Raw genomic sequence first — 23,059 nt, 5'->3', positions numbered from 1 at the left:
GGTACGGCAAGTTTTTTTGCGTCTCAAGTGGTATGTTCAATATGCCTCGAAGTGGTCCTCGTAAGCAGACCATTTTCCGACTACGATAGCTGGACAAATGGTAAGAGCGTAACTGCTTAATGCCATTTACCATCGACTGTCAGTTCCACGACTGGCATTGGAAAGGCTGGAGAGACAAGTTTTGAATATGCATAAATCTACCTTTGAGATTACCATGGCAACGATAGAACATGTAGCACTCATTGCACCACTCTTCGACGCACATCGCCAGTTCTATCAGCAAGCAACAGACATAGTAGCCGCGCAAAACTTCCTTACCGCGCGACTGCAGGAAAACAGTTCAGTGATCTTCCTCGCTCTGTCACTCAAAAGTGACGAAAATGGAGTACGGCAGGCGTATGGATTTACGCAGCTATACCCCTCCTTCTCCTCGGTCTCACTGAAACCTCTGTGGATATTAAACGACCTTTTTGTCATACAGGGAGCAAGACGTTCTGGTGTTGGCAAGGCCCTCTTAGATCGTGCAAGAGAATTTGCCGTAGAAACCCAGGCCAGAGGCTTAACCTTAAAAACTGCCGTCAATAATAGCGATGCACAAACGCTCTACGAGGTCGCAGGGTGGCAGAAAGACAGATAGTTCTATTCATATAATCTGTATTTATAGCGAAGAAGTTGAGTTGAAACTAAATTCTGCTTTTTTGTTCTCCATGAAAGATCAGCATTTTTGGGGGTTGTAGACATACGCTCCTGTCTGTTCTTCTTATTGAAACGTTTTGAAGACCTCGCTTGCTCGTAAATGGCCCCCTTATTATAGCTATGAATGGCTCTTTTAACAGTTCCATTGTCGTAGTATACTGCTGCCATCGAGATGGGAGTAAGTGCGAAGAGTTGACAGATTTTAGGGGTCTTGGTCACTTTCGGTGTTTAAACACAGCAAGAGATTGCTCCAGAAAGCCCGGAAGCCTTTTCCCTCGTGTCTGTTGATGAGCTTAAACACCGAAAGTAACCAAGACCCGATTTTAGGGCGAAGAGTGATCAAGCGGCGCGAAGAGTGATCAGCTCATCTATTGCTGATGAGCAACATGGCTCTACAAGCAGATGTACCACTTTCAATAGTGTAAATTCATGAGCAAAAATTGCTTGGATTGTGAGCTTCTGCTGCCCTGTTCCGGCCTTTTTTGGGCTGAAGCAGGCGCGTCTCGCTGGGGTTCATGCTACTATAGCCCACTCATAACAGGCAAAAACAGGAAAATTCGCACGCGAATTGACAGAAACGATTGAGAACGATCCGCATCTCAAGCGGCTTCCCTCGTCGCCAATAGTTGAGCTGATCACTCTTCGCGCCGCTTGATCACTCTTCGCCCTAAAACCTGATCACTCGTCACCTTATATACCAAGCCTTGCTTAAGGAAAACAGGCGCTGAAAAAACCTGAGATCCTTTTACTTTCTAACAAAAATTCATTGATGGAGACCCCTATGCTCGATTTTAGTGCAGTGACAAGCGGCTCTCAGACCCTGGCAGACATAGCCGCTGGTCTGACAAAGACCGATCTTTATCAGCTTACCGATGAAACGATCAATGTAATGCAAGAGATCATTACTGATACAGTTGATGCGGACGTGACATTCGTGCCGCTAGATCCCCAGGCGAACGATACCTTTGGGAATTCTGAAGAGGCCGCCCTGGCGTGGACCCTGGGCCACGTGGTGGTTCACGCCACCGCTTCATCCGAAGAGGCCGCCGCCCTGGCTCTCGTGCTGGCCCGTGGTCTGCAGGTTGAGGGTCGTTCGCGTTACGAGACTCCCTGGGAGAGCGTGACAAGTATCGCTCAGGTGCGCCAGCGTCTTGAGGAGAGCCGTCGTATGCGTAAAGCTATGCTCGACGCGTGGCCTGACGAGCCTCACCTGGATACTATAATGACATATTCATTCTTCCCGCAAGCTGGCGAACTCAATGCCATTGGCCGCTTTATCCTGGGTTTATACCACGATGCATCTCATCTGGATCAAATGCGTGAAATAGTGCACCAGGCAAGCACGTCTCGTGTGTGACATTGTTGTGATGGGGCGGCTAAAGTCGCTCCATAGCTCTGCAAAAATGCTAACGCCAAAACAAAAGTACAGTGTGCTGGCTATTTAGCATATCCGTTAGCAGAAGAGGGCGTTTGGCGGCAGCAGGCAGAGAGAAGGCCATGCCCCCTACCGCATCAGGGAAGACATCGAGCTGATAACAAATCGTGGCCAGGTACAATAGAGAGAACAAAGAAATGGCGAACCAGGTGTATATCTTTCGCAAGCCCACGGCCACTTCTATCTCTTAATCCTCATTCCTTCCGAGGATTAACATGCTCTCCTGCCCTATCCCGCAACGGATCGCGACAAAGTCTTCCACCTGGCCGAATTGTATTGCCGCCTTCGTCGGCGCACAGGAAATCCTTCCCTCATCCAACCTCGCCAACCTCGCGCTTCCTTTCCTTCAGAGCACATACCTGGAGCACACCGAAAAAATAGCCAGGGACCCCTCAAAAATACGGCCTTACGGTTTTCCCGTAAAACCGTCACAGCATCCCAGCTCTGGCCCTGGCACTGCTCTGGTTGTCACTCTTCCATGCATTCTTCCTTGTTCCAGTTGGTCTCAGATCCCTTGTTACTGTGAGATGACATCGTCAGCAGATAATACACTCCGCGGGCGAGCCGTGTTTTGACCGTTCCGAGTGGAAGTCGGAGGTGGGCCGCGATTTCTTGATCTGAGAGATGCTGAAGATAGGCCAGCTCAATAACCTCGCGATAATGAAGAGGAACATGTTGAAGTTTACGAAGAGCAGTTTCGCTGATGGTGCGCCGACGCGACGCCGACGCTGCGACTTGCTGCTGTTGAGCTTCCTCCAAAAGCCGCTGGCGACACGCTCTTGCACGATAAAGAAGGACCTTCACACGGTTTTTCTTCATATGAAGATGTGTCGCGAGAGCATCGTGAGAATAATGCTCTACCTCCTTCAAATAGAGAATGTGACGATAGTGGGCTGGTAAATCTGGCATTATCATTGCGAGTGCTGACGATGCTCCACGCCAGGCAAGGTTTCGCGTTTCGCCGCCCCATAACTCTTCAGCGTATCGGTAATGATCACGCGTGGAACGTAGTGTAACCCTTTGAGAAGCTTGCGGAAAATCGTTTCGCAGCCTTCTTGTTGCGTCGGCTTTGCACCAGGATGTCGAGCACGTTGCCATCCTGATCTACAGCCCTCCAGAGAGAGTGCGTTTTCCCGTTCATCTTCAGATAGACGCGCATCCAGGTATCATGTGTCGCCACAACGAGGGCGGCGACGACGTAACTCATTGGCATAGGTCTGCCCAAACGTCAAGCACCACTGCCGCACGGTTTCATAGGTCACGACGATCCCTCGCTGTGCCAGCAGTTCTTCGACATCACGAAAACTGAGCGAAAAGTGAAAATACAGCCAGATGGCGTGGCTAATGATTTCCGGAGGGTAACGAAAGCCTTTCTATGTGGGGGCAACGATGTTTGTTTTCATGAGGTTATTTTAGCACCATGTTTCGCCACACCGTCAAGTTGACAATACCGTTCTGGTCGAGGGTGATTTCCGGCTTTTGCCAGGTAGTGCTCTTTTCGGCATACTATATCTGCTTTCCCTCAAGCCTCTGCATAGATCGAAATCTTTCTTCAATGGCCCCTTTCGTCTATCTAAAAATGGCCCTTTTGACAAGTCCTTTATCAGTATATACTTCTGATGTCAGTCAAGGAACGCTTGTCGTCGGGAGAGATGCTGGCTGCATTGCTTGCCAAACCGGCACACGCATGTGTGACGACACAATCAATCATGCTGTATCACCTGACTTGATGTGTGTGGCCACACGACCGAAACCCTAACCTTACGCTTATTAATGGAGGATTTTCCTATGAAAGTTTTTGTTACCGGCGCGACTGGCAGTCTCGGCTCCGTCGTCGTCCCCGAACTGATCGAGGCGGGCCATCAGGTCCTCGGACTGGCACGCTCAGATGCCGCCGCTGCCTCGCTTGCTGCCGCCGGCGCACAGGTGCATCGTGGTTCCCTCGATGATCTTGACAGCCTGCGCAGCGCAGCGGCTGCATCTGACGGCGTCATCCACCTCGCGTTTGTCCACGACTTCATCGCGGACAACCAGGGGATCTTCACGGACTACGAGAGCGCTGTGCGCACGGATCTGAACGCCGTCCAGACAATCGGAGCAGCGCTCGAAGGCTCCGGCAAGCCATTCGTGATCACCTCGGGAACAGTGATGCTCACATTCTTTCTCCCGCAGGGGCGTCTCGGGACGGAAAAGGACGTGGCCGACGCCGGGTTGGTCGCGCCCCGGCTCGTATCGGAGAACGTGGCGCTCGATCTCTCCCGGCGCGGCGTGCGCTCATCGATCGTGCGACTGGCTCCCTCGGTTCACGACAAAAGAAGAGGCGGCTTCACGGAGATCCTGATCGGTCTCGCCCGTGAGAAGGGCGTCTCCGGCTACGTCGGCGATGGTTCTAACCGCTGGCCCGCTCTGCACCGGCTCGATGCCGCTCGCCTGTTCCGTCTGGCGCTGGAGAAGGCCCCAGCGGGATCGGTGCTGCACGGAGTCGGGGAAGAGGGCGTGCCGACCCGCACCATCGCCGAGGTGATCGGTCGGCATCTCGATCTCCCGGTGGTCTCCATCGCTCCAGAGGACGCGGGCAAGCACTTTCGCTGGCTCGGACCCTTCTCCTCAGTAGACAACCCGACGTCGAGCGCGCTGACCCGCGAGCTGCTGGGGTGGCAGCCAGTACACCCCACGCTGATCCAGGATCTCGAAGATGGACACTTCTTCTAGAAGAGGAATAGGATCTATTGGACTGATAAGAAGATGACTCGCATACCGATGTTGTTTGAGAGAAGATGTCCTTTGAAAGAAATGTTGAGCATTCTCGCATGTGCTCTCAAATCGAGATAAAGATAACCAAGGAGACGAAGAATGAACATCCACAATATAGGGGTGTCAGCACTGATTGGTGGTCACGGCCCTGATCGCTACAGTGATGGGGTGGAGGTCCCAGGCAATGTTCGCTGGTTGTATGCGTCTGGAACGCCCGGCATCAAGCTTGATGGGACCGTGCCAAAGACGATTGAGGAGCAGGCCGACCTGGCCTGGAAGCATATTCTGGCAACCCTGGAATCTGCTGGCATGGGGGTAGCTGATATCGTGAAGGTCAATCAGTATCTGATTCACGCGGAGGATAAATCGGCCTATATTCAAGTTCGAGGCCGTTACCTGGGTGATGTTTCTCCAGCTCCAGCAGGCATGTTTTCTGTGGTTACCGAATTGATTTACCCGGAAATTCTCGTTGAACTCGAGGTCATTGCGGCAAAAGCGTAAGAAAGCCAGAGCCAACAGAGAGCCATAGAAAAATAAAAGTGTGGATCGAATGGATGTCGTCTTTAAAACGTACATCCATTCGATCCACCTCTTGAAAGCAGGGCAGCGTACATGCAGAAAAATCCGTGTATCGACACAAGAGAGCGAAGAAGACAAAAGTCTTCCACGCGAGTGAATGTGCAGTCGTTAGAGTGAAGAGCTCCTCAGCCTAGGAGCCTGGTGTAAAAGCCTTGCCGGAAATAGAGAAACGATGCGTCCAGCTTTTTCAGTTGTTCTCACGCTGAAAAAGCTGGACGCATTATGAGCAACATGAATGAAACAGGCGTGACAGCAAGGATCACTCCCGTTAGTGATAGCATTGAAGTTTCAGGCAATACTCGTTGGATGTCGACGTACGGAACACCTGGCATTATGCCTGACGGGACGCTATCAGATATGAATAGTGGTATGGGATACCTTGTCCTTACGGCTCCGCTAGCGGAGAGCGTGCTCGCAAAAAACTGGAACTGTCCGGGAATGCCCAGGGAGCGATCAATCCACAACTGAGCGCTCGCCTCATCCAGACCCTGGATGAGGGGTCCGTCTTCTCCCTCCCACTTTAGCATTTCCTGCCAATTGGCGACCTTACCACCTTAGCGACAACACTGGTCAAGAGCGATTCCTGGCCTTTTGCCAGGTAGTGCTCTTTTAGATAGACGGTATCTACTCTCCTTAAAGCCCCTGTATGAATCAAAATCTTTCTTAAATGGCCCCTTTCGTCTACCTGAAAATGGCCCTTTTAACAGGCCCTTTATCTGAGTATACTTCTTGGTGTCAGTACAAGACAAGAGCACGAACGCTGCATTGCAGATCTGAAAGACCTCAAATGAAGGTTCAGTGGTAAAAGCTCATCAAGAGAAAAATGGAAGTTGACAATACCCGCGGTTGTCGCCTGGGGAGAATGACTCAGGAAGAGGTCCTCAGCCAAGAAGCATGACGCCATCCTCTCTCCTCCTCCTTTCTCTCTACCGAACAGGAAATCAGCGCAGCCCTTGAGCAGGCCCAACGTGCGGGAGCGCTCAGCGAGACCATCGACACGATCGATGTGGCGACAACGCTCGTCGCCATCGTGCAACGAAGATATGTCTTGGCACGAGCGTTACAAGATCCACAGCAGATGGACAAGGCTCTACGCGGTGTCCTGGCTCTGCTCGAGAGCATCGAAGGGAGATACCATCCTGCCGACAGAACCATCCTTCACCATGTGTTCTCTTGGAGAGACGGTTTTCCGTTGTACATAAGCGCTGCAACGGATAGCCATAAAAGCCGCCCCTGAAAGGGCCCGGGGCAGATGCTCATTGCTCCTGGCCTCTCCGGGAAAAGCACGTATTGCATACACACACTTTTTTATCGCTTGTGACAACCGATGTGACAGAAGAGGGATCATCTCCATGGCATGATATGTCTTGCGGTTCAAAGCGGGAAAACATCTTTGTCACCAGGGATGGGGATACGTGAAAGGGAGAGAGACAATATGACATTCAATCCACAAAGCAGCGAGTCAAGCATGCTTACATCGCGTGAAACGCTCCTCAGCACGCTTGAGACGCTTCCTGATGCGTTGTTTGTCGTCGATGACGCCACCACGATTGTGTATGCCAATGCCAGCGCGCAGACCATGCTCGGCACCACACAAGAGGCGCTGGTTGGAAACAGCTTCTGGTGCCTCGCTCCTCACCTGGTGAGCACAGCGCTCTACCAGGCGGTGCTCAAGGCCAGACAGACGCAGAAGCTGACCGACGTGGAATATCGTTCTCCGGTGACCCAGACCTGGTTCCATGCACAGATCTCGCCCACCGGAGTGGGCCTCGCGGTCTTGTTCCAGGAAAACACGGAACCAACGCAGTGCCAGGACGCCCTTCGCCAAAGTGAACAGCGGTATCGGGATCTCCTGGAGCACAGTGCTGAGCGGGTCGCGATGTTGACACCGGAGGGACTGATCCTGGAGATCAGTCAGCGTCCCTTGACGGACGCGCAGGTCCAGCTCGAGGAGGTGCTTGGCAAACCGCTCACCGCTGTTTCCTGGTGGTCGTCTGTCCCACATGCCCAAAGGCAATTAGGTGCGGCGATCGAACAGGCCAGACAGGGAGTGACGGTGCGCTTTGAAGCCCGCGTCTGTCCACACCCAGGAAGGTATCTCGACCTTGCCGTGACGCTGACGCCCCACTGTGCGGCGAATCAGCAGGTCGAGTATCTGCTCTGTACGGGATTCGATATTACCCAGTACAAGCACGTGGAAGAGGAACTTCGTACTGTGCTCGATACCATGCCCCAATTTGTCTGGGTCAGGCGGCCTGATGGTTCCATCGCCTACTATAATCGACGCAAGCTCGACTATGCCCATATGATGGCCGAGCAATGCACAGAGGATGAATGGCTCCAGCACCTGCCTCCCGCTGACCGGCAGTGCATCCAGGGCATGTGGCAGGGTATGTGGCATACAGCCCTCCGAACGGATATCACGCATGATGAAGCGGCCTCGCTTCAGTTTGTACATCCTGAGGATCGAGAACGGGTCCTGGCTCTTCAGTGCCAGGCATTCGAGACAGGGGAACCCTATGAGTTTGAATATCGCCTCAGGGAGAGACAGCCGGGCACCTATCGCTGGTTTTTAGCACGGGGTGTGCCTCTGCGGAACGAGGAGGGGCAGATCGTCCAATGGTTTGGTACCTGCACCGATATCCAGAGGCAGAAACAAACCGAGGACGCCTTACGCCAGAGCCAGGAACGCGTGAACCATCTCATGAGTTCCAGCGTGATCGGGATCTTTTTCGCCGAAGGCGACGTGGTGGTGAAAGGGAACAACACCTTCCTGAGGATGACGGGCTATAACCAGGACGAGCTGTGCCAGCGGTGTATCAACTGGAGCGATTTCACCCTGCCAGCCTCGAAGCCATCGCTGTTCCAGCGGGCGCACCAGGAACTGGTCGTGCAGCAAGATACCACGCCCTTTGAAGCCGAACTCATGTGTAAGGATGGTAGCCGCCTGGACGTGCTCATGGGAGGAGTGGCCTTTCATGGTGAGGTACTCCAGGGCATCGGCTTTGTGTTGGACAACTCAGCCCGCAAGGAGCTGGAGCAGCGCAAAGATCACTTTCTAGGGATGGTCAGCCATGAACTCAAGACACCGCTCACGTCCTTGAAGCTGCAAACGCAACTATTACGAAAGCAACTGGGAAAGCAAGGCATCTACAACGCGGATACCGTTCTTTCCCGGATGGAGGCACAACTCAACATGGTTACCCGATTGGTCGGAGAGTTGCTCGACCTCTCCAAAATTCAGGCTGGCACCCTGGAGTATGCCCAAGAAACGGTGAATCTGGACGACGTGCTCCAGGAGGTCGTTGAGATCGTGCAACAGATGCAGACGACCCATACCATCGTCGTGCATCGTGCCGCGTCCCCCCCTCTTCTGGTCGGGGATAAGGACCGGCTCGAGCAAATGGTGCTGAACCTGATCAGCAACGCGATCAAATATTCCCCAGGAGCCAACACGATAGAGGTGGATAGCAAGGCATCCGAAGAGGCCGTGACGCTCAGCGTGCATGATCAGGGTATCGGCATTCCACAAGAGCAGCGCGAGAAAATCTTTGAGCGCTTCTATCGGGCGGTTGCTCCACATCAGCGCGCCTTTCCAGGCCTCGGAATGGGCTTGTATATTGTCGCGGAGATTGTGAAATACCATGGAGGATCCATCACGATGGAGAGCGAAATGGGAAAAGGATCGACTTTTCAGGTGACGCTTCCCCTGAAAAGAACATAAGGAGCGCCCATGTATGCGTCCCAGCCACAAGCATGTAGTGATGTTCTAGTTGTCAAGCGTATTCTCATTGTCGAAGATGATCCCATCCTTGGCAATCTCCTGCTGGAAGTGCTCCAGGAGGAGGCAATCTATCAAGGGCATCTTGCCCCGAGCGGCGAGATGGCGCTAAATATGCTGCAAACGATCACGCCTGATTTGTTTCTCCTCGATTATCATCTCCCTGGGATGAATGGGCTGGAACTCGCCGACCAGTTGCAGCGTAGAGAAGGAGGTGAGCAAACCCCCATCCTCCTCATGAGTGCCGATTTGCCACAAGAAAGCGGTGCCTTGGAGCATCTCAGAACGCTCCAGAAACCCTTTGATCTGGAGACGCTGCTGCAATTGATCGCACATCTTCTTGCATGAGAAGGACAAGAGTTTTTTACCAGAAAGAGATGGTGATCGTATTCATCCCTTTCTGGTAAGAGATGGTGATCGTTGCCGCCATTCCCCTCATTGCAGGTGCATGGCTGCGTTACGTCGGCCTGCTTTGCCTGGTCTTGTGTACTGGAACACTGACCATTTTTGTGATTGCGCCAGCAGTGACCGGATTTCCCGCGCTCACCCTGTATGGTGAATTTCTCTTAAAGGATGTCGTGCTGGCTGCTGCCACCGTGAGCATCATAGCGATGGAAGCAGCCAAACAAGCACACAAGAAGGAGAGCAGTTGACTACCTCACGCTTCAGAGATGAGGATGGACCCTCGGGCAATTCGTCTGCGCTCGACCTGAAACGCATTGCTCTGCTGGATACGCCTCCTGATGCGCCGATCTTTCTCGATCAGAGAGCCATGATCCAGTAGGTGAATACAAGAGCCGCCACCATGCTTGGGACAAGCAAGCACGAACTGCCTGGCAAGCTGTTCTGGCAGTGTGCATCATGCTCGAAGGATTCCCTACAAAGATGCGCAGGGGACGATGCTGCACTGGATTTTACATGTGCAGACATCGATGTTTGAAGCGGGCCGAACAGACTGAAGAGGCCCTGCGCCAGAGCCAGGAACGGGTGCGCGCACTGATAAACTCAACGAGTATCGAGATCACCATTGGCGAAGATGATGTGATTGTGGAGGCCAATATGCCTTTTTACGCAGACCAGCTATCCCCGGGAAGATCTCTGTCAACGAAAGATCAATTGGATGCAGATGACCCCTCCAGAATACAAAGCCTATACCGAGCAGGCACATGAGGAACTCGCACGGCCCTGCTCGATGATCCCTTGTACTCGATAATTCTGCCCACAAAGAGAAGGTAGGTCGACAACCACCATACAACAATATAGCTCGATGTCAGAGGCGAAAAACCTCTTCACCGAGACATGGGCCATATGAAAGGGAGAGAGACAGTATGATGTTCAACCCACAAAGCAGCGAGTCAAGCATGCTCACATCGCGTGAAATGCTCCTCATCACGCTTGAGACGCTTCCTGATGCGTTGTTTGTCGTCGATGACGCCACCACGATTGTGTATGCCAATGCCAGCGCGCAGACCATGCTCGGAGCCACACGAGAGGAAGTATGTGGCAAGCCATTGTGGCGCTGCGCTCCACAGCTCGTGAGCACCGCGCTCTACCAGGCCGTCCAGAAGACCACCCAGACCCGAGTACCAAGCGAAGTGGAGTATCTTTCTCCCGTGACCCAGACCTGGCTGCACGTGCAGCTCGCTCCCACGATGGGAGGGCTGATGGTGCAGGTCCACCAGGGCAGAGCCGCAGCCCGACGAGAGGCGCCGGTTCCCCAGGACGAGCGTCTCTCCATCGAGGACCTGAATGGCTTGTATAGCAGGGTCGGCGTGCTGACCCCCGAGGGGATCGTCCTGGAGATCAATGAGGTTCCCTTGGCGGAAGCGCGCGTCCGACGCGAGGAGGTCATTGGTTACCCGCTCGTCGAAACCCGGTGGTGGTCCTGTTCTCCGACCAGTCAAGAGCAGTTGTGTGCCGCCATCGCGCGAGCCAGCAGGGGAGAAACCGTGCGGTTCGAGGCGGTGGTTCACCTCAGAGAAGGCCTGGACCGTCACCTGGAGGTCGCGATCACTCCCCACAGGGATGCGGAGCACCACATCGCGTACCTCGTCATCGCCAGCATCGACATCACCGAGCGCAAGCGCGCCGAAGCGGAACTCCATGCCCTCATCGATGCCATCCCCCAGATGGTCTGGACCTCGCAACCAGACGGCTCTCATGACTCGTTTAACCAACGCTGGTGCGACTATACCGGCCTGAGTACCGAAGAGGCCCAGGGGGAGGGATGGATGCAGTGTCTGCATCCTGAAGACCGGCCACGCGTCCGCACCGCGTGGCAGCGCGCCGTCCAGACCGGCGGGGGGTATGAAACGGAACTGCGCCTGCGCCAGAACACGATCGGGGAGTATCGCTGGTTCTTAGCCCGCGCCATGCCCGTGCGTGATGAAACCAGCCAGATCATCAAATGGTTTGGCACCAGCACCGACATTGAGGAGAAGAAACGGGCGGAGCAGCAGCTCAAAGAAAGCCGGGAGAGCTTGCGTGTGCTGACCGAAACGGTGCCGCAACTGGTGTGGGTGAGACGATCCGACGGCCTGCTTGAGTATGTGAACCAGCGCTACCGTGACTACACCGGGTTGATGCTTGAGCAGATACAAAGCGACCCATGGGCGTATCTCCAGTTCTTCCATCCCGATGATCGGGAAGGTAGCCGAGTTCTCTGGCAGCATGCCCTGGACACGGGAGACATGTATGAGCACGAACAGCGTCTCAGAAATGGCCAGACTGGGGAGTATCGCTGGTTCTTAGCCCGCGCCATGCCGGTACGTGATGAAAGAGGCCAGATCATCAAATGGTTTGGCACCAGCACCGACATTGAGGAGAAGAAACGGGTCGAGCAGCAGCTCAAAGAAAGCCGGGAAGAGCTTCGCGTTTTGCTGGAGACGATGCCTCAGCTTGTGTGGACGACGCGACCGGATGGCTTTCTGGAATATGGCAATCAGCACCTCCTTACCTATCTGAACGTTCCCGTTGAAGGGGTCAATGGAGACCAGTGGTTGCATTTCGTCCATCCCGATGATCGACAAAAGACGTGGACGGTCTGGCAGACGCAGCTCCGCACCGGCCAATCTCATGAGGTCGAATATCGCCTGCGCGAGGGCAAGACGGGGAACTACCGCTGGTTTCTGGTACGAGGCATCCCTTTCAGAGATGAGCAGGGACACATCCTGAAATGGTTTGGAACTTGCACCGACATCGAGGACCAGAAGCGGACGGAGGAAGCCTTGCGCCAGAGTCAGGAACGAGCGAACGTCCTGATGAATTCCAGCATTATCGGAATCTTTGTCGGCGAAGGCGACCAGATTGTGGATGCCAACGACACCTTTCTACGCATGACCGGCTATACACGAGAAGACCTCCGCGTGGGGTGTATAAACTGGATGCAGATGACCCCTCCAGAGTATCTGGCTCGGACCCAGCAGGCCCAACAGGAACTTGATGCCCAGCAGTCGCTGACGCCCTATGAGAAAGAATACGTGTGCAAAGATGGCAGTCGCCTTCCCGTGCTCGTGGGCGGGGCCCTCTTACAGCATCACCCATTCCAGGTGATCACCTTTGTGCTCGATAACTCGGCGCGCAAGGAACTGGAACAACGCAAGGATGACTTTATCAGCATGGCCAGCCATGAACTGAGGAACCCACTTACCGCCTTGAAACTGCAGACCACCTTGCTGCACCGGCAACTGACCAAACAAGGCCTGCAGGCTTCGGCGCTTTCCAGCATGCAAACCCAGATCAACAAACTCACCCGACTGGTGGAAGACTTGCTGGATGTCTCCAAAATCCAGGCGGGCAAGCTCGAGTATCGGCAGGAAGCGGTGGATCTCGATGCGTTGCTGCGGGAGATCGTCGACACCATGCAGCAAACACATCCCAGCCATACCATCCTGGTGCGGGGTACCGTGCAAGCCATCCTGCTGGGGGATCGAGACCGGCTGGGACAGGTCTTCACCAACCTGCTCAGTAATGCTATCAAGTATTCTCCCGATGCTCAGACCGTCGAGATGGATCTCTCCGCCTCCCCTGAGGAGGCGACCATTCGGGTCCGCGATCATGGGCTGGGTATCCCGCGAGAGCAGCGCGACAAGATTTTTGACCGGTTCTATCGGGTCACTGATTCCAGGAAGAGAGGGATCCCTGGCCTGGGCATGGGGTTATACATTGTCGGGGAGATCGTCAACGGTCATGGGGGAACCATCACGGTGGACAGCGACGTCGGCAAAGGCTCCACCTTCCAGGTAACCCTGCCCAAGAAGAGGGATGGCTGACCCGGGAACGACCTCCACATGCACATCATGTGAGACGATGATGGCGGCAGAAGCCGTGTCGACACGGATGCGCACGGATGCGCGCCGCCATCACGGACCTGTTTCCTGCGGACACCTTCGCTCGTCACGAGCCGCAGGATTCAGGCAGCTTTTCGACGCGTCATGGAGACACATTGCCTCTCTCGTTTGCGTGTTCTTTGCATCCTCGCCTTCCCTGATCCTTCTGGTACCGCGCGCCTCAAGCGCTCGTACGGCAAGGCCTCGCCTTCTGCCGAAGTGCTCTCGCAAGTCATCTCCAACGGGAGGACGAGCCTGAAGACAATCACTCAGCCGTGGTTGCAGACGCAGCCACCTGGATCGCCTGCAATGTCGTATCAATGATCTCTTGATGCTTTGGGGTCATCTCAGCTCCTTGCGCCGTCACCTGCTCCAGGCGATTCCTGGCTTCTCTGGGGGAAGTTCCCTGCTGCCCCCTCGCGTTTCAGAGACACAACACACGCCCCTACGCTTCACACTCGCTCCGCAAGCCGTCTCAAACGTGTCTTTTCCTGTCTGAGACAGGTCTGAGACATATCCACCTTCTATCGTAGGCTCTTCCAGAAAACACATCCTCACCCACGCCTACGCTCGCATCCTGTTGTGTCCGTGGACACCATCCTTTTCTGCGCATCGTGTGTTCACAGGGAGAAGGGCAGCCACCAAAAAGGAGCAGTGGCGCCTCCAGTTGAGCAGAGAAACGTGTCTTTCTCTGCAATCGCGATAGCGATAGATAGAAGAAAAGGCATGCACCCCCTTGCCCGGTCAAGACCTCCTCCGGGAGCGCAAAAAGCAAGGAGAAGAGACAATGAGACAACGGCACTCATCAGAGAGAGCAGCACCAGGCACCAGGTTCTCATTCCCTCATACTCTTTGCAGTCAGCATTAAAGGTCTATAACCAGGCTCCTCGTGATTGGAAAGAGAATGCTCAAGTAAAATGGCTTAGCGCAACTATATTGAGCTTTCCAGAAAGGACTGGCAAATATTGAGTGAGAGAGGCAAAAGAGATGAGATATCAAGTTCTCTCCTCGCTCCATTTCTTCTTCTGGAGGTGTTATGAGAAATCGCTTTGACCTGACTGACTATGCTATTTTGGCCTTCATTGCCCTATGCAGCGGGATAGGGGGCATTGTCATCGGTACCTTTCTTATCGGCCCACAATGGTACGTCTCACACAATTGTTTAGCCTACCCATTTTTGCTGTTGGACCCCCACCAGTACATCGCGTGTAAAATCCCGTGAAAGCGGCACATGAAAACGGCACATCATCGCGTTGATTGAAGTGCGCAATCCATCACCACAGCACACCTCATCCAACCAACCTCTAAGCCCTGGACGCACCACTCCAGGGCTTTTTCTTTTGTCATCACTGCTGCACACTCCAAAATGTCTCGTTCATGGGTGTCATGAGTGATGTCGAACTGGAAGACGAACCCACTCTCTTCCGAAAGAAGGCAACCCTTATGCGGCTTCTAGAGGGAATGGAGCGAGGAGAGAACTTGATATCTCGTCTCTTTTGCCTCTCTCACTCAATATTTGCCAGTCCTTTCTGGAAAGCTCAATATAGTTGCGCTAAGCCATTTTACTTGAGCATTCTCTTTCCAATCACGAGGAGCCTGGTTATAGACCTGTAATGCCGACTGCAAACGATGGCTACTCCCTAACGCTGTCGCAAGCAATGAACCCTCGATCAAACTGCTCCTAAAAAGTTCAAGATCATGACATTGCCGCCCGGCTTCTGCTTGGCGGATGAAATGCTCGCAGCGTCCTCGACCAGTGAGTGGCTCTTTATTACTTGCCTGTAAAGCTTCTAACGCTCGTCTGGGCTGATGTAAATGCAGGAATGCCTCGGCCTCAGCTTGATGGAGCAAGTTCACAGGAGAGTCAGCATAAAAATAGGACGAGTCGCTTCTTGGATGATTAGGATACGCATCTTTTGCCTGTCCAATCGCTGTATAGGTTTGTTGCTTCTCCCCTTGCAAAGCATAGATCTCAGCCAGGGCAGTAAAAATATCGCTTCTAATACCCACGGGTTGCGCAACGAGATGCACCTCCAAACGTCTCGATGAGAGTTGCCAGCGTTTGGTCTAGCTCCGCTCCGGCTAAGGCCGATCTGGTCGGTAGGTGAGGACGATGACGCCGGAACTGAAGGTCCTGGTCTCGATCAGCTTCAGCACCTTCTTCTCGCTTCCCTCTCGGAAGAGACGCTTGCCGCCGCCCACCACGACCGGGAAGACCATGAGCCGATATTCATCGATCAGGTCCAGGGACATCAGGCTGTGGACCAGCTCTCCACTCCCGAAAATCAACACATCCTGCCCCGGTTGCTGCTTGATCCGGGAGACTTCCTCCGCGAGATTGCCCGTGAGCAAGCTGGCGTTCCACTCCATTTCTGAGAGCGTGGTGGAGACCACAAACTTCGGCAGGCTGTTCATGCGCTCCCCATACTTCCCAGTTCCCTGCATGCTCGGCCAGCCGGCTGCAAATTCCTGATATGTTCTACGCCCCAGAAGGAGTGCATCGCTGGCAAAAAGCTCATCGGATTTATATTTTTGTGAGTCTTCACGCCTAAATTGAACAGTCCACTCTGGATTTTCAACAACACCATCCAGAGCCATGAGCATCGAAGCAACTATTTTTCTCACATTTTTCTCCTTAAAAGGAATGTCACCGTAATGTACTTGCAATTTGCAAGTGTTCGCGACGTACGGATAGTCTACCAGAAGTCGATCAGGAAAAACTTCTCCCATCTTGCTCTTCTCTGCCTACAATCAGCACCCATTCCCAGAAAAGGTGAGAAGTCCTCTATCAACCTCGGCGATGACACCAACTTTTATGCCCAATTTGAGTGCGCACCCTTTCAAGCATCATACGGCGAGGTGTCGCACTCAAATTGGGCATAAAACGTCATGCCTGATCGGATCTCGCTTCGAGAAGTGAGCAAGATTCGAGAAGTTTTTTTCTTTTCCCAGTCGTATCCTCTTGACATGCAAGTATTCACTTGCGTATGCTCTTGCTATGGACATGGACTTACTCTTTAAGGCACTTGCCGACCCGACCAGAAGAACGATTCTCGATGAGCTTTCTGAGCACGATGGACAGACATTGTTCGAACTATGTTCGCGCTTGCTTCTGCGACACCAGATAGCATCGACAAGGCAAGCGATATCGCAGCACCTGGAGATCCTGGAGGCCGCCAATTTGGTGACGGTCAAACGCCAGGGGCGATATAAGTTCCATTACATCAACACAAAGCCCTTAAGCGCTATTCAACAGCGCTGGGGAGAGAAAAAGAAGGAGGATTCATGAGGATTTACATCACGAGCATTCCTATAGCTGATTACAACCAGGCCCTGACCTTCTACACGGAAATACTGGGATTTCAAAAGAAGAGGGACATCGAATTAGGCGGAGGCGCGCGCTGGATTACCGTGGTTTCTCCAGAAGATCCTGATGGCCCAGAGATCCTGCTGGAGCCAAATGCAGACTACCCTGCCATGAAAGCCTTGCGCGAAGCATTAGTGGAAGATGGGATTCCCATCACCTCGTTTGCGGTCGATGATGTCCAGGCTGAGTATGAGCGCCTGCAGAAGTTGGGGGTGACATTTACCCAGGAGCCGTTCAGCCAGGGCGGACCGACGACGGCCGTCTTTGACGATACCAATGGCAATCTTCTTCAAATTGTCGAGTTGAAGAAGGGGGCCTAATTTTCCTGCTTTGTGCCTGATCCGTTTCAAATGGCCTGTGTTCCGCCACATCGGGAAGCTGGAGTTGAATGACATCCAGCTTCTTGGGTGGCTTTTTTCGCGCTGCGTAGTCGGGCAGTTTCAGGAAAAGCAGCCATTCATCAGGTCCGAGCGTCCACAACGTAAGCTGTGGCGACCGATAACCTGTCTCGATCAGGCGAGGATTCTTCACCTCTTTGATGTGCTTGTTATCCTCCCATTCTACCGTATAGAAAGCTAGCTCCGTCTCCTGATACTCAATTTTGAGTGTGCTGGTGTAAAAGCTTACCTCAACTTCTTGTTTCGCTAACCTGGCTTCCGCATAGAAGCGCCATCGACGAAAACGAATATATCCTGATCGATCTAAGTGGCGGGTAAACTCAGTTGCAAAGAAAATACGGGCCAGGGTGGGAGCTGGGAGGGTCCGCGCTAAGACACCACGTAGGACATCCTGGGGACTGTGACGATTATCCTGACGTTCTCGATGCGCGAAGTGGATTTGCGTGTTATTATCCCGAATAAACTTACGATGGGCCTTTTTCATCTCATCCAGTGTAGGGGCTTTATTTAGATAATAATCCGTGAGACGCCGCATTATCCCGATTATGTGGAATTGGCCCTTCCCTTGGTCGTCCCAAGTCCACATAATACACGTTATTTAGCAATTTTCCCTCTCGCTCAAATTCCAAATAACGTATAAGTGCGCCTCTATGTAGGATAGGAAGCCGACGAGTTGCCTCATTACTGTGGTACTTTTTCGACTCCCCTCCCCCAAACCGGACGTGCTGGTTTCCTAGCATCCGGCTTTCCAGTATCGTTGGTGTATTCCCTTCATGAGCTTGGTTGCTGTCGTCTCATTGGGCGTCCATATTGGACGTCCTGGTGACACGTTCGGCATAGGATCAACGTCTTGCGGCGTCTGGCCGCCATGATTTGCACCCATCTGGGTTTCTCACGGCCTGGATATTTCTCCAGGTCCTTGAGTGCCCGAATGTGGTGTACTTCGATGGGGATGGTCTGGCTCGTTGCGCCGCATTGTTCGCATACCTGGGCCAGAAGCCTCTTCTCCAATTCAGAGCGCCCCATCGTTTGGTGTGGCGGTTGATCATTTAGGATTGCTTTGACATCCCATTGCAGTGAGATGCCGCCCCAGGTCGCTATCAGGGGTTTCTTTCCTTCACGTGGAATGACCACGCGAAGTCCTCGATGGGTCGTGCCGTTTTCTTCCCATTCGGCCTTGTACTTATCGCACATTTTCTGCACTGATGTTTTGTGTTTGTGTGCTAACGTCTTTGTGAGCGACACTTCCATGACCCATCTCAACAGGTCGAGGGTGTGCAGATTGTAGGCCAGGCGGTAATATTCGACAATTCCTCGGTACTCTAGTTGATAGAGGCCCATGATCGTAAAGTCGCTATCGTTTTCCAATTCAGGTCGATGCATGACCTTTTGGTTCTTTTTGTATCGGTCACATTTCTCCTTGAGCACCTCTGGCGGTACGCGTAATCCAATCCGTCCATTGACACTTCTGCCTTTGGTTCCACGTGCGACGTTCTTTATGCGCTTGGCATTTTTCTGGATGGTGGTAATATCGTACCCCAGGAAGCGTGCTGCTTGGCTTCTTGCGTGCGTGATGAGCGTCTTTGCTTTGGAGAGTTCCAAGTGGAGCTCGTCGCGCAGGAAGATTTCGAGTTGATGCTTGATTTCTTCCGCTTTTGATTTGGGACCGATAAAGCCGATGAGCCAATCGTCGGCGTAGCGACAGTATCTCAGGCGGCGAAAATCGGGATCGTGCGTATCCACTGATGGGAGCTTTTGCGCCTGTTTGCGGTACATGGCGGCTTGACCTTTTTCTCCTTTCCGGTAATGCTTCTCAGTTTGTCCCATCAGGTGTTGGTACGTCTTGTTCCGTTTTCTTTTCTCTCCTCTGGTATATTCTGGGATGAGGACTGTTTCTACAAACTTGTCCAGCTTGTCCAGTAGGATATTGGAAAGCACCGGGCTGACAACGGAACCCTGCGGAACACCACTGAGTGTCCGGTGAAATTTCCACTCCTCCAGGTAGCCAGCTTTGAGCAGTTGTCGGATGAGGTTGATGAACCGTCCATCATGGATATGTTCACTCAGCGCTGAGATGAGCAATTCATGGTCGAGGTTATTAAAGCAACCTGAAATGTCGCCCTCTATGAACCAGGTGGTTCCACTCCATCCGTAGTAAATCTCTCTCAGTGCTGTATGGCATCCACGTTCTTCTCGGAAACCGTGTGAGTGGTCGCTAAATGTCGGCTCGAAGTAAGCGGAGAGGATCATTCTGACCACTTCTCCAAGCAGTTTATCCGACCACACCGGCAAACCCAGTGGGCGTTGTTTTCCATCCTTTTTGGGGATGTAGGTTCGGCGCGCTGGTTTCCATCGGTAGCGTTCATGTCGCAGCGCTTCAATGATCGCATCAATTTTCTCCAGCGACATTCCATCAATGGTGTCCTCATTGACGCCTTTGGTGAGAACGCCCGCATTGCGATAGATTTTGCCATAGGCTTTGAGATAAAGATTTCTGTTGAAGAGTTGTCTGTAGACCCGCTCAAGAGGCAACCCCTTTTTGCCTCGCTCACGAACCAGTTCCAGGTAAACGTTGGCGTCCTGCATTACGCATACCTCTGTTTGGTGAAACTGCACGATACCTCCCCTGCGCTCTTTTATCAAGGGAGCGCTCTGGCCTACTTTCGTAGGTTGCCCCTTCGCCTTGTGAACGGCGTTACCGTCTCTGACTACTATGGGGGGTCCGCAGCCCTGGGCGTCGCCGCCTGTAGGCCGTCCCACGTTTGCGTCTATGGAACGTTGAGTGTGGTTAGGTGCCATGTTCTGTGTTATTCACACCAAGCTCATTGCTTGCGGTTCACTGGAGAGAGCGGTTTCGCACTAATTACATCACATGCGTATTCCAGTGTCGTCATTTCAGGTATGCTATGACGGGTGTGGCATATCACCACCAAGAACTTAGGTTCGTTATTCACTCACCATACACACAGGATTTGCAGAGCCAAGATTTACATACCTTCAACCTTTCTCCACTTTAATGACATGCTGTTTTCCTCTTCAGGTTTCCCTTCCAAGTAAGTCATTATCCTAGAGGTCATTTCGCTCTCGACCTCTCCTGCATTGCGCAGGAATTCCAATAGCCACCGACGCGGCGCACGTAATTTTGCCAGCTCTGCCTGGGGTCAATTCGCTCTTTACGAATGTCCAAAGCTTCATATATCGCCATTGCACGTTTTGAATAGAAGACTCCACCGCTATCCGTAACGATGGCCTCTGGAGTGCCGTAATTGCGCAAGGCTTTGGCGAGTACCCGGAGAAAGGCAGCAGTGTCCTGCCTTTCTGAGATAGCAGAAGCAAGCAGCATTCTCGAAAAGTTCTCAAGTTATGTGGACACTCGCCTGTTACATAATGATCAAAGGGATGGCCGTTTTTTCAAGATCTCGACAGATCGGTACTTTTCAGGCCAGAGAACTACTTGGTAGTGGTCCTCTCCATCCAACCCATCTTCACTCAGCGTGTTCAATCCACCATAATAGACACGGACATCTCTTTCGTTTGGCTCCATCTCTGGAGAACCTCTCTACCTTGGGGAAAGAGTTTCTCCAGATGATCAAGAAGCGTGACGACCAGATGTTCTTTCCTTGGCTAAAGAGGGCGAAAGCGAGTCCTTGCGAGGAAATACGTCGCTTTGCTCTGGGTCTAGAAAACGAAGCTGATGCGGCTCTCGCCGCCCTGACGGAGCCATAGAGTACGGGGCCAGTGGAAGGACACATCACCCGGCTCAAACTGCTCAAACGACAGATGTATGGGCGAGCCAACATTGACTTGCTCCGCTTGCGCGTCTTGCATGTTGATTGAGCGCAATTTCAATGGAACCGATGGGATCAGGCTTGGCTCTGCATCGGTCGGCTTGTGTTGCTTTCCGCCTCACAGGAAACCTGATGGTCTTCTGTGAGAGTGATGGGGGGCACTACCCGCCACTACCCGCACAACTTCTGCAATGACAGGAGGAAGAGAACATCCCCGCACATCCCCAAGAAACAGTTGGAAGCCCTTTCACCTTTTTTCGCTCTTTCCTTGCACTTCTTCACCGTTCCTTCTTAACGCTACAATACCCGGCTCATCAAAAGTTGGGGAGAGCCGCCGTCTACTCCCGCTGTTCGTTTGCCTTGGTTGTCTTGCGTCACCCGACGTACCGCGAGGGTACGGGCGGCCTCCGATTTCATCAGGAGACGTTGTAAGCTGTGAACGACGTGTTCATCGCCACGAAGGGAGGCTTGATAGGTAGGGTAGGCCGCTGGCGAGGTATTGTTCACCAATCCTTTTCCCTCGGCCTCCCTCAGAACCGGACTTGATACGTTAGCATCATCCGGCTCGCCAGTGATTTATGTCCTGATATTCTGTCCAACAGGTCTTCCGGCATGGATAGCTCTGTGACAGTCTTGGCAGACGACAAGCGTCTTTCTATGCCTCGCTGCCATACACTTTACCCAGGTTGGCTTTTCAGCTTTTCCTTTCATGTTCAGATCGGCGAGCTTGCGAATGTGATGAACTTCGGTGTTCTCTCTTGATCCGCAAAGCTCGCATTTCTCCGCAAGAAGTCGTTTCAGTAATTCATTGCGTTGATTTCTAAACACCAGGAAGGGCTGATCGATGAGAATGGCTGCGTTTTGCCGTCGCAATGGTATCCCGCCAAAGCGCGCTACAAGCGGCTTTTTCCCTTCTCGCGGAACAATGACTTCTAGGCATTTCAAGGTCCCTTGTGAGGTTTCCGTCGTGGTTTGGTATTTTCTCACTACGTCGGTCACTCTCCTTTTGTGCTTGCTCGCCAATGTTTTGAGCAGCGACTCCTTCATGATCCAGTGAAGTTTCCAGAATTGGGGAATGTTCTGGGCCAGTAGGTAGTACTGCACAATTCCGCGATATTCCAACTGGTATCGGCTCATGATTGTGAAATCATCATCATTTCTGAGTTCGGGACGGTGAGTGGGCTTCCCGTGTTTCATGTAGATGCTGCATTTCCTCTCGATGACCGTTGTGGGAGCGCGTAACACAATCCGTCCGTTCACCGAGCGGTGCCCGAATCGATCATGTTTGGTATTTTCATGCTGCGTTGCAATCTCATACCCAAGAAAACGCGCTACCTCTGTATGTGCATGGGTAATGAGGGTCTTTTCCTGGGACAGTTCCAATTTGAGATGATCGCGTAGGAACTCTCCGAGTTGGCGCTTGATGCCTTCTGCTTCTTCCCTTGGTCCAGCAAATCCAAGCAATGTGTCATCCGCATATCGCACATAGCGGAGTCGCCTGTAATCGGGGTCGTAGGGATCACGACGTGGCGGTTTTTGCATCTGTTTGAACAGTGTTTTGGCCTGCTGTTTGTTTCCCTTTTTCCTTGCCCGATACGAGCGCGTTTGGAGCGCGTCGTAGTCAGGATTGGTTTTCCTCATGTCCCCTTTGGTGTAAGCTGGAATGAGGACTTGTTCGACATATTTGTCCAATTTGTCCAAATAGATATTGCTGAGTATTGGTGATACCACGCCTCCCACAATGTTGCAAAATTGAGGTTTCGTTGTGGAGAGGCGGATGGGGTGAGGGCGGTGGCGGGTTGACGCGAAACACCACACGAACCTGCTCCTGATCCACATCTACCCGCTTGACCAGAGCCCGAATGATGTCCCGACGTGTCTGCCAGTCCGCCTCTTGCAAACCGTCCTTCACCCGCGCTGCAAAGGCATCGAG

The 23,059-nt window shown here is 52.9% G+C and carries 18 protein-coding genes and 5 pseudogenes; 13 read left to right on the top strand and 10 right to left on the bottom strand.

From position 1 onward, the window contains the following. Positions 1 to 187: 187 nt before the first annotated feature. Together JMJ16_RS34780 and JMJ16_RS34775 are read left to right on the top strand one after the other, a co-directional pair. The gene (locus JMJ16_RS34780; protein ID WP_201389016.1) at positions 188 to 637 is read left to right on the top strand and encodes an N-acetyltransferase; all 450 of its coding nucleotides are present in this window, start codon (positions 188 to 190) and stop codon (positions 635 to 637) included. An 840-nt stretch (positions 638 to 1,477) separates the two neighbouring features. Then, a complete protein-coding gene (locus JMJ16_RS34775; RefSeq protein WP_201389014.1) occupies positions 1,478 to 2,053 on the top strand; it encodes a DinB family protein in 576 nt (191 codons plus the stop codon). A gap of 546 nt (positions 2,054 to 2,599) precedes the next feature. Here JMJ16_RS34775 and JMJ16_RS34770 read toward each other — a convergent pair. The 3 genes and pseudogenes from JMJ16_RS34770 to JMJ16_RS34765 all read right to left on the bottom strand — a co-directional run. Further along, on the bottom strand, positions 2,600 to 2,935 hold the full coding sequence (locus JMJ16_RS34770) for a sigma factor-like helix-turn-helix DNA-binding protein (protein ID WP_236601824.1): 336 nt from the start codon (positions 2,933 to 2,935) through the stop codon (positions 2,600 to 2,602). A gap of 30 nt (positions 2,936 to 2,965) precedes the next feature. Beyond that, a pseudogene (locus JMJ16_RS57450) lies at positions 2,966 to 3,040 on the bottom strand (hypothetical protein); the annotation flags it as partial. An 11-nt stretch (positions 3,041 to 3,051) separates the two neighbouring features. Beyond that, a pseudogene (locus JMJ16_RS34765) lies at positions 3,052 to 3,480 on the bottom strand (IS6 family transposase); the annotation flags it as partial. Between the two features lie 439 nt (positions 3,481 to 3,919). Here JMJ16_RS34765 and JMJ16_RS34760 point away from each other — a divergent pair. The 9 genes and pseudogenes from JMJ16_RS34760 (at position 3,920) to JMJ16_RS34730 (ending at position 13,516) form a co-directional block, all read left to right on the top strand. Next, the gene (locus JMJ16_RS34760) at positions 3,920 to 4,843 is read left to right on the top strand and encodes an SDR family oxidoreductase (RefSeq protein WP_201389010.1); all 924 of its coding nucleotides are present in this window, start codon (positions 3,920 to 3,922) and stop codon (positions 4,841 to 4,843) included. Between the two features lie 141 nt (positions 4,844 to 4,984). Further along, positions 4,985 to 5,386 (top strand): RidA family protein, encoded by a 402-nt coding sequence (locus tag JMJ16_RS34755; RefSeq protein ID WP_201389008.1) that lies wholly within the window; start codon positions 4,985 to 4,987, stop codon positions 5,384 to 5,386. A 997-nt stretch (positions 5,387 to 6,383) separates the two neighbouring features. After that, a pseudogene (locus JMJ16_RS57445) lies at positions 6,384 to 6,701 on the top strand (TetR family transcriptional regulator C-terminal domain-containing protein); the annotation flags it as partial. Between the two features lie 198 nt (positions 6,702 to 6,899). Next, entirely contained in the window at positions 6,900 to 9,188 is a 2,289-nt protein-coding gene (locus JMJ16_RS34750) for a PAS domain S-box protein (protein WP_201389006.1), read from the top strand. A gap of 9 nt (positions 9,189 to 9,197) precedes the next feature. Then, on the top strand, positions 9,198 to 9,593 hold the full coding sequence (locus tag JMJ16_RS34745) for a response regulator (RefSeq protein WP_201389004.1): 396 nt from the start codon (positions 9,198 to 9,200) through the stop codon (positions 9,591 to 9,593). 62 nt (positions 9,594 to 9,655) lie between these two features. Continuing rightward, positions 9,656 to 9,898 carry a DUF417 family protein gene (locus JMJ16_RS34740; protein WP_201389002.1) on the top strand — a complete coding sequence of 81 codons (243 nt, stop codon included), beginning with the start codon at positions 9,656 to 9,658 and terminating at the stop codon, positions 9,896 to 9,898. Beyond that, a complete protein-coding gene (locus JMJ16_RS56190; protein WP_255553263.1) occupies positions 9,895 to 10,029 on the top strand; it encodes a hypothetical protein in 135 nt (44 codons plus the stop codon). The genes JMJ16_RS34740 and JMJ16_RS56190 overlap by 4 nt, the downstream gene beginning before the upstream one ends. A 134-nt stretch (positions 10,030 to 10,163) precedes the next feature. Then, complete coding sequence (locus JMJ16_RS34735) at positions 10,164 to 10,415, top strand: hypothetical protein (protein WP_201389000.1); 252 nt, start codon at positions 10,164 to 10,166, stop codon at positions 10,413 to 10,415. Positions 10,416 to 10,576: 161 nt separating this feature from the next. Further along, complete coding sequence (locus JMJ16_RS34730; protein ID WP_201389252.1) at positions 10,577 to 13,516, top strand: PAS domain S-box protein; 2,940 nt, start codon at positions 10,577 to 10,579, stop codon at positions 13,514 to 13,516. Between the two features lie 1,566 nt (positions 13,517 to 15,082). Here the strand turns inward: JMJ16_RS34730 and JMJ16_RS34725 are convergent. Both JMJ16_RS34725 and JMJ16_RS34720 read right to left on the bottom strand, forming a co-directional pair. Beyond that, a complete protein-coding gene (locus tag JMJ16_RS34725; RefSeq protein WP_201388999.1) occupies positions 15,083 to 15,604 on the bottom strand; it encodes a hypothetical protein in 522 nt (173 codons plus the stop codon). 51 nt (positions 15,605 to 15,655) lie between these two features. After that, complete coding sequence (locus JMJ16_RS34720; protein ID WP_201388997.1) at positions 15,656 to 16,198, bottom strand: dihydrofolate reductase family protein; 543 nt, start codon at positions 16,196 to 16,198, stop codon at positions 15,656 to 15,658. A 379-nt stretch (positions 16,199 to 16,577) separates the two neighbouring features. Between JMJ16_RS34720 and JMJ16_RS34715 the strand changes: the two genes are divergently transcribed. Together JMJ16_RS34715 and JMJ16_RS34710 are read left to right on the top strand one after the other, a co-directional pair. Continuing rightward, positions 16,578 to 16,862, top strand: a complete 285-nt coding sequence (locus JMJ16_RS34715; RefSeq protein ID WP_201388995.1) for a helix-turn-helix transcriptional regulator — start codon at positions 16,578 to 16,580, stop codon at positions 16,860 to 16,862. Continuing rightward, on the top strand, positions 16,859 to 17,260 hold the full coding sequence (locus JMJ16_RS34710) for a VOC family protein (RefSeq protein WP_201388993.1): 402 nt from the start codon (positions 16,859 to 16,861) through the stop codon (positions 17,258 to 17,260). The genes JMJ16_RS34715 and JMJ16_RS34710 overlap by 4 nt, the downstream gene beginning before the upstream one ends. On the opposite strand, the gene JMJ16_RS34705 is transcribed toward JMJ16_RS34710, so the two are convergent. From JMJ16_RS34705 to JMJ16_RS34680, 5 genes and pseudogenes are all read right to left on the bottom strand, one after another. Next, a complete protein-coding gene (locus JMJ16_RS34705; RefSeq protein ID WP_201388991.1) occupies positions 17,175 to 17,822 on the bottom strand; it encodes a hypothetical protein in 648 nt (215 codons plus the stop codon). The two genes, JMJ16_RS34710 and JMJ16_RS34705, sit on opposite strands and share 86 nt — an antisense overlap. A gap of 287 nt (positions 17,823 to 18,109) precedes the next feature. Next, on the bottom strand, positions 18,110 to 19,924 hold the full coding sequence (locus tag JMJ16_RS34700) for a reverse transcriptase/maturase family protein (RefSeq protein WP_201382848.1): 1,815 nt from the start codon (positions 19,922 to 19,924) through the stop codon (positions 18,110 to 18,112). A gap of 487 nt (positions 19,925 to 20,411) precedes the next feature. Further along, positions 20,412 to 20,684, bottom strand: a pseudogene (locus JMJ16_RS57440) (hypothetical protein); the annotation flags it as partial. Positions 20,685 to 21,459: 775 nt separating this feature from the next. Beyond that, a pseudogene (locus tag JMJ16_RS34685) lies at positions 21,460 to 21,600 on the bottom strand (reverse transcriptase N-terminal domain-containing protein); the annotation flags it as partial. Between the two features lie 102 nt (positions 21,601 to 21,702). Continuing rightward, the gene (locus JMJ16_RS34680) at positions 21,703 to 22,767 is read right to left on the bottom strand and encodes a group II intron reverse transcriptase/maturase (protein ID WP_374229123.1); all 1,065 of its coding nucleotides are present in this window, start codon (positions 22,765 to 22,767) and stop codon (positions 21,703 to 21,705) included. Positions 22,768 to 23,059: the final 292 nt, after the last annotated feature.

It is taken from the genome of Ktedonobacter sp. SOSP1-52 (assembly GCF_016587395.1).
Note: the sequence above shows the minus strand (reverse complement) of the source record. Positions and strands in the feature narration are given on the sequence as shown.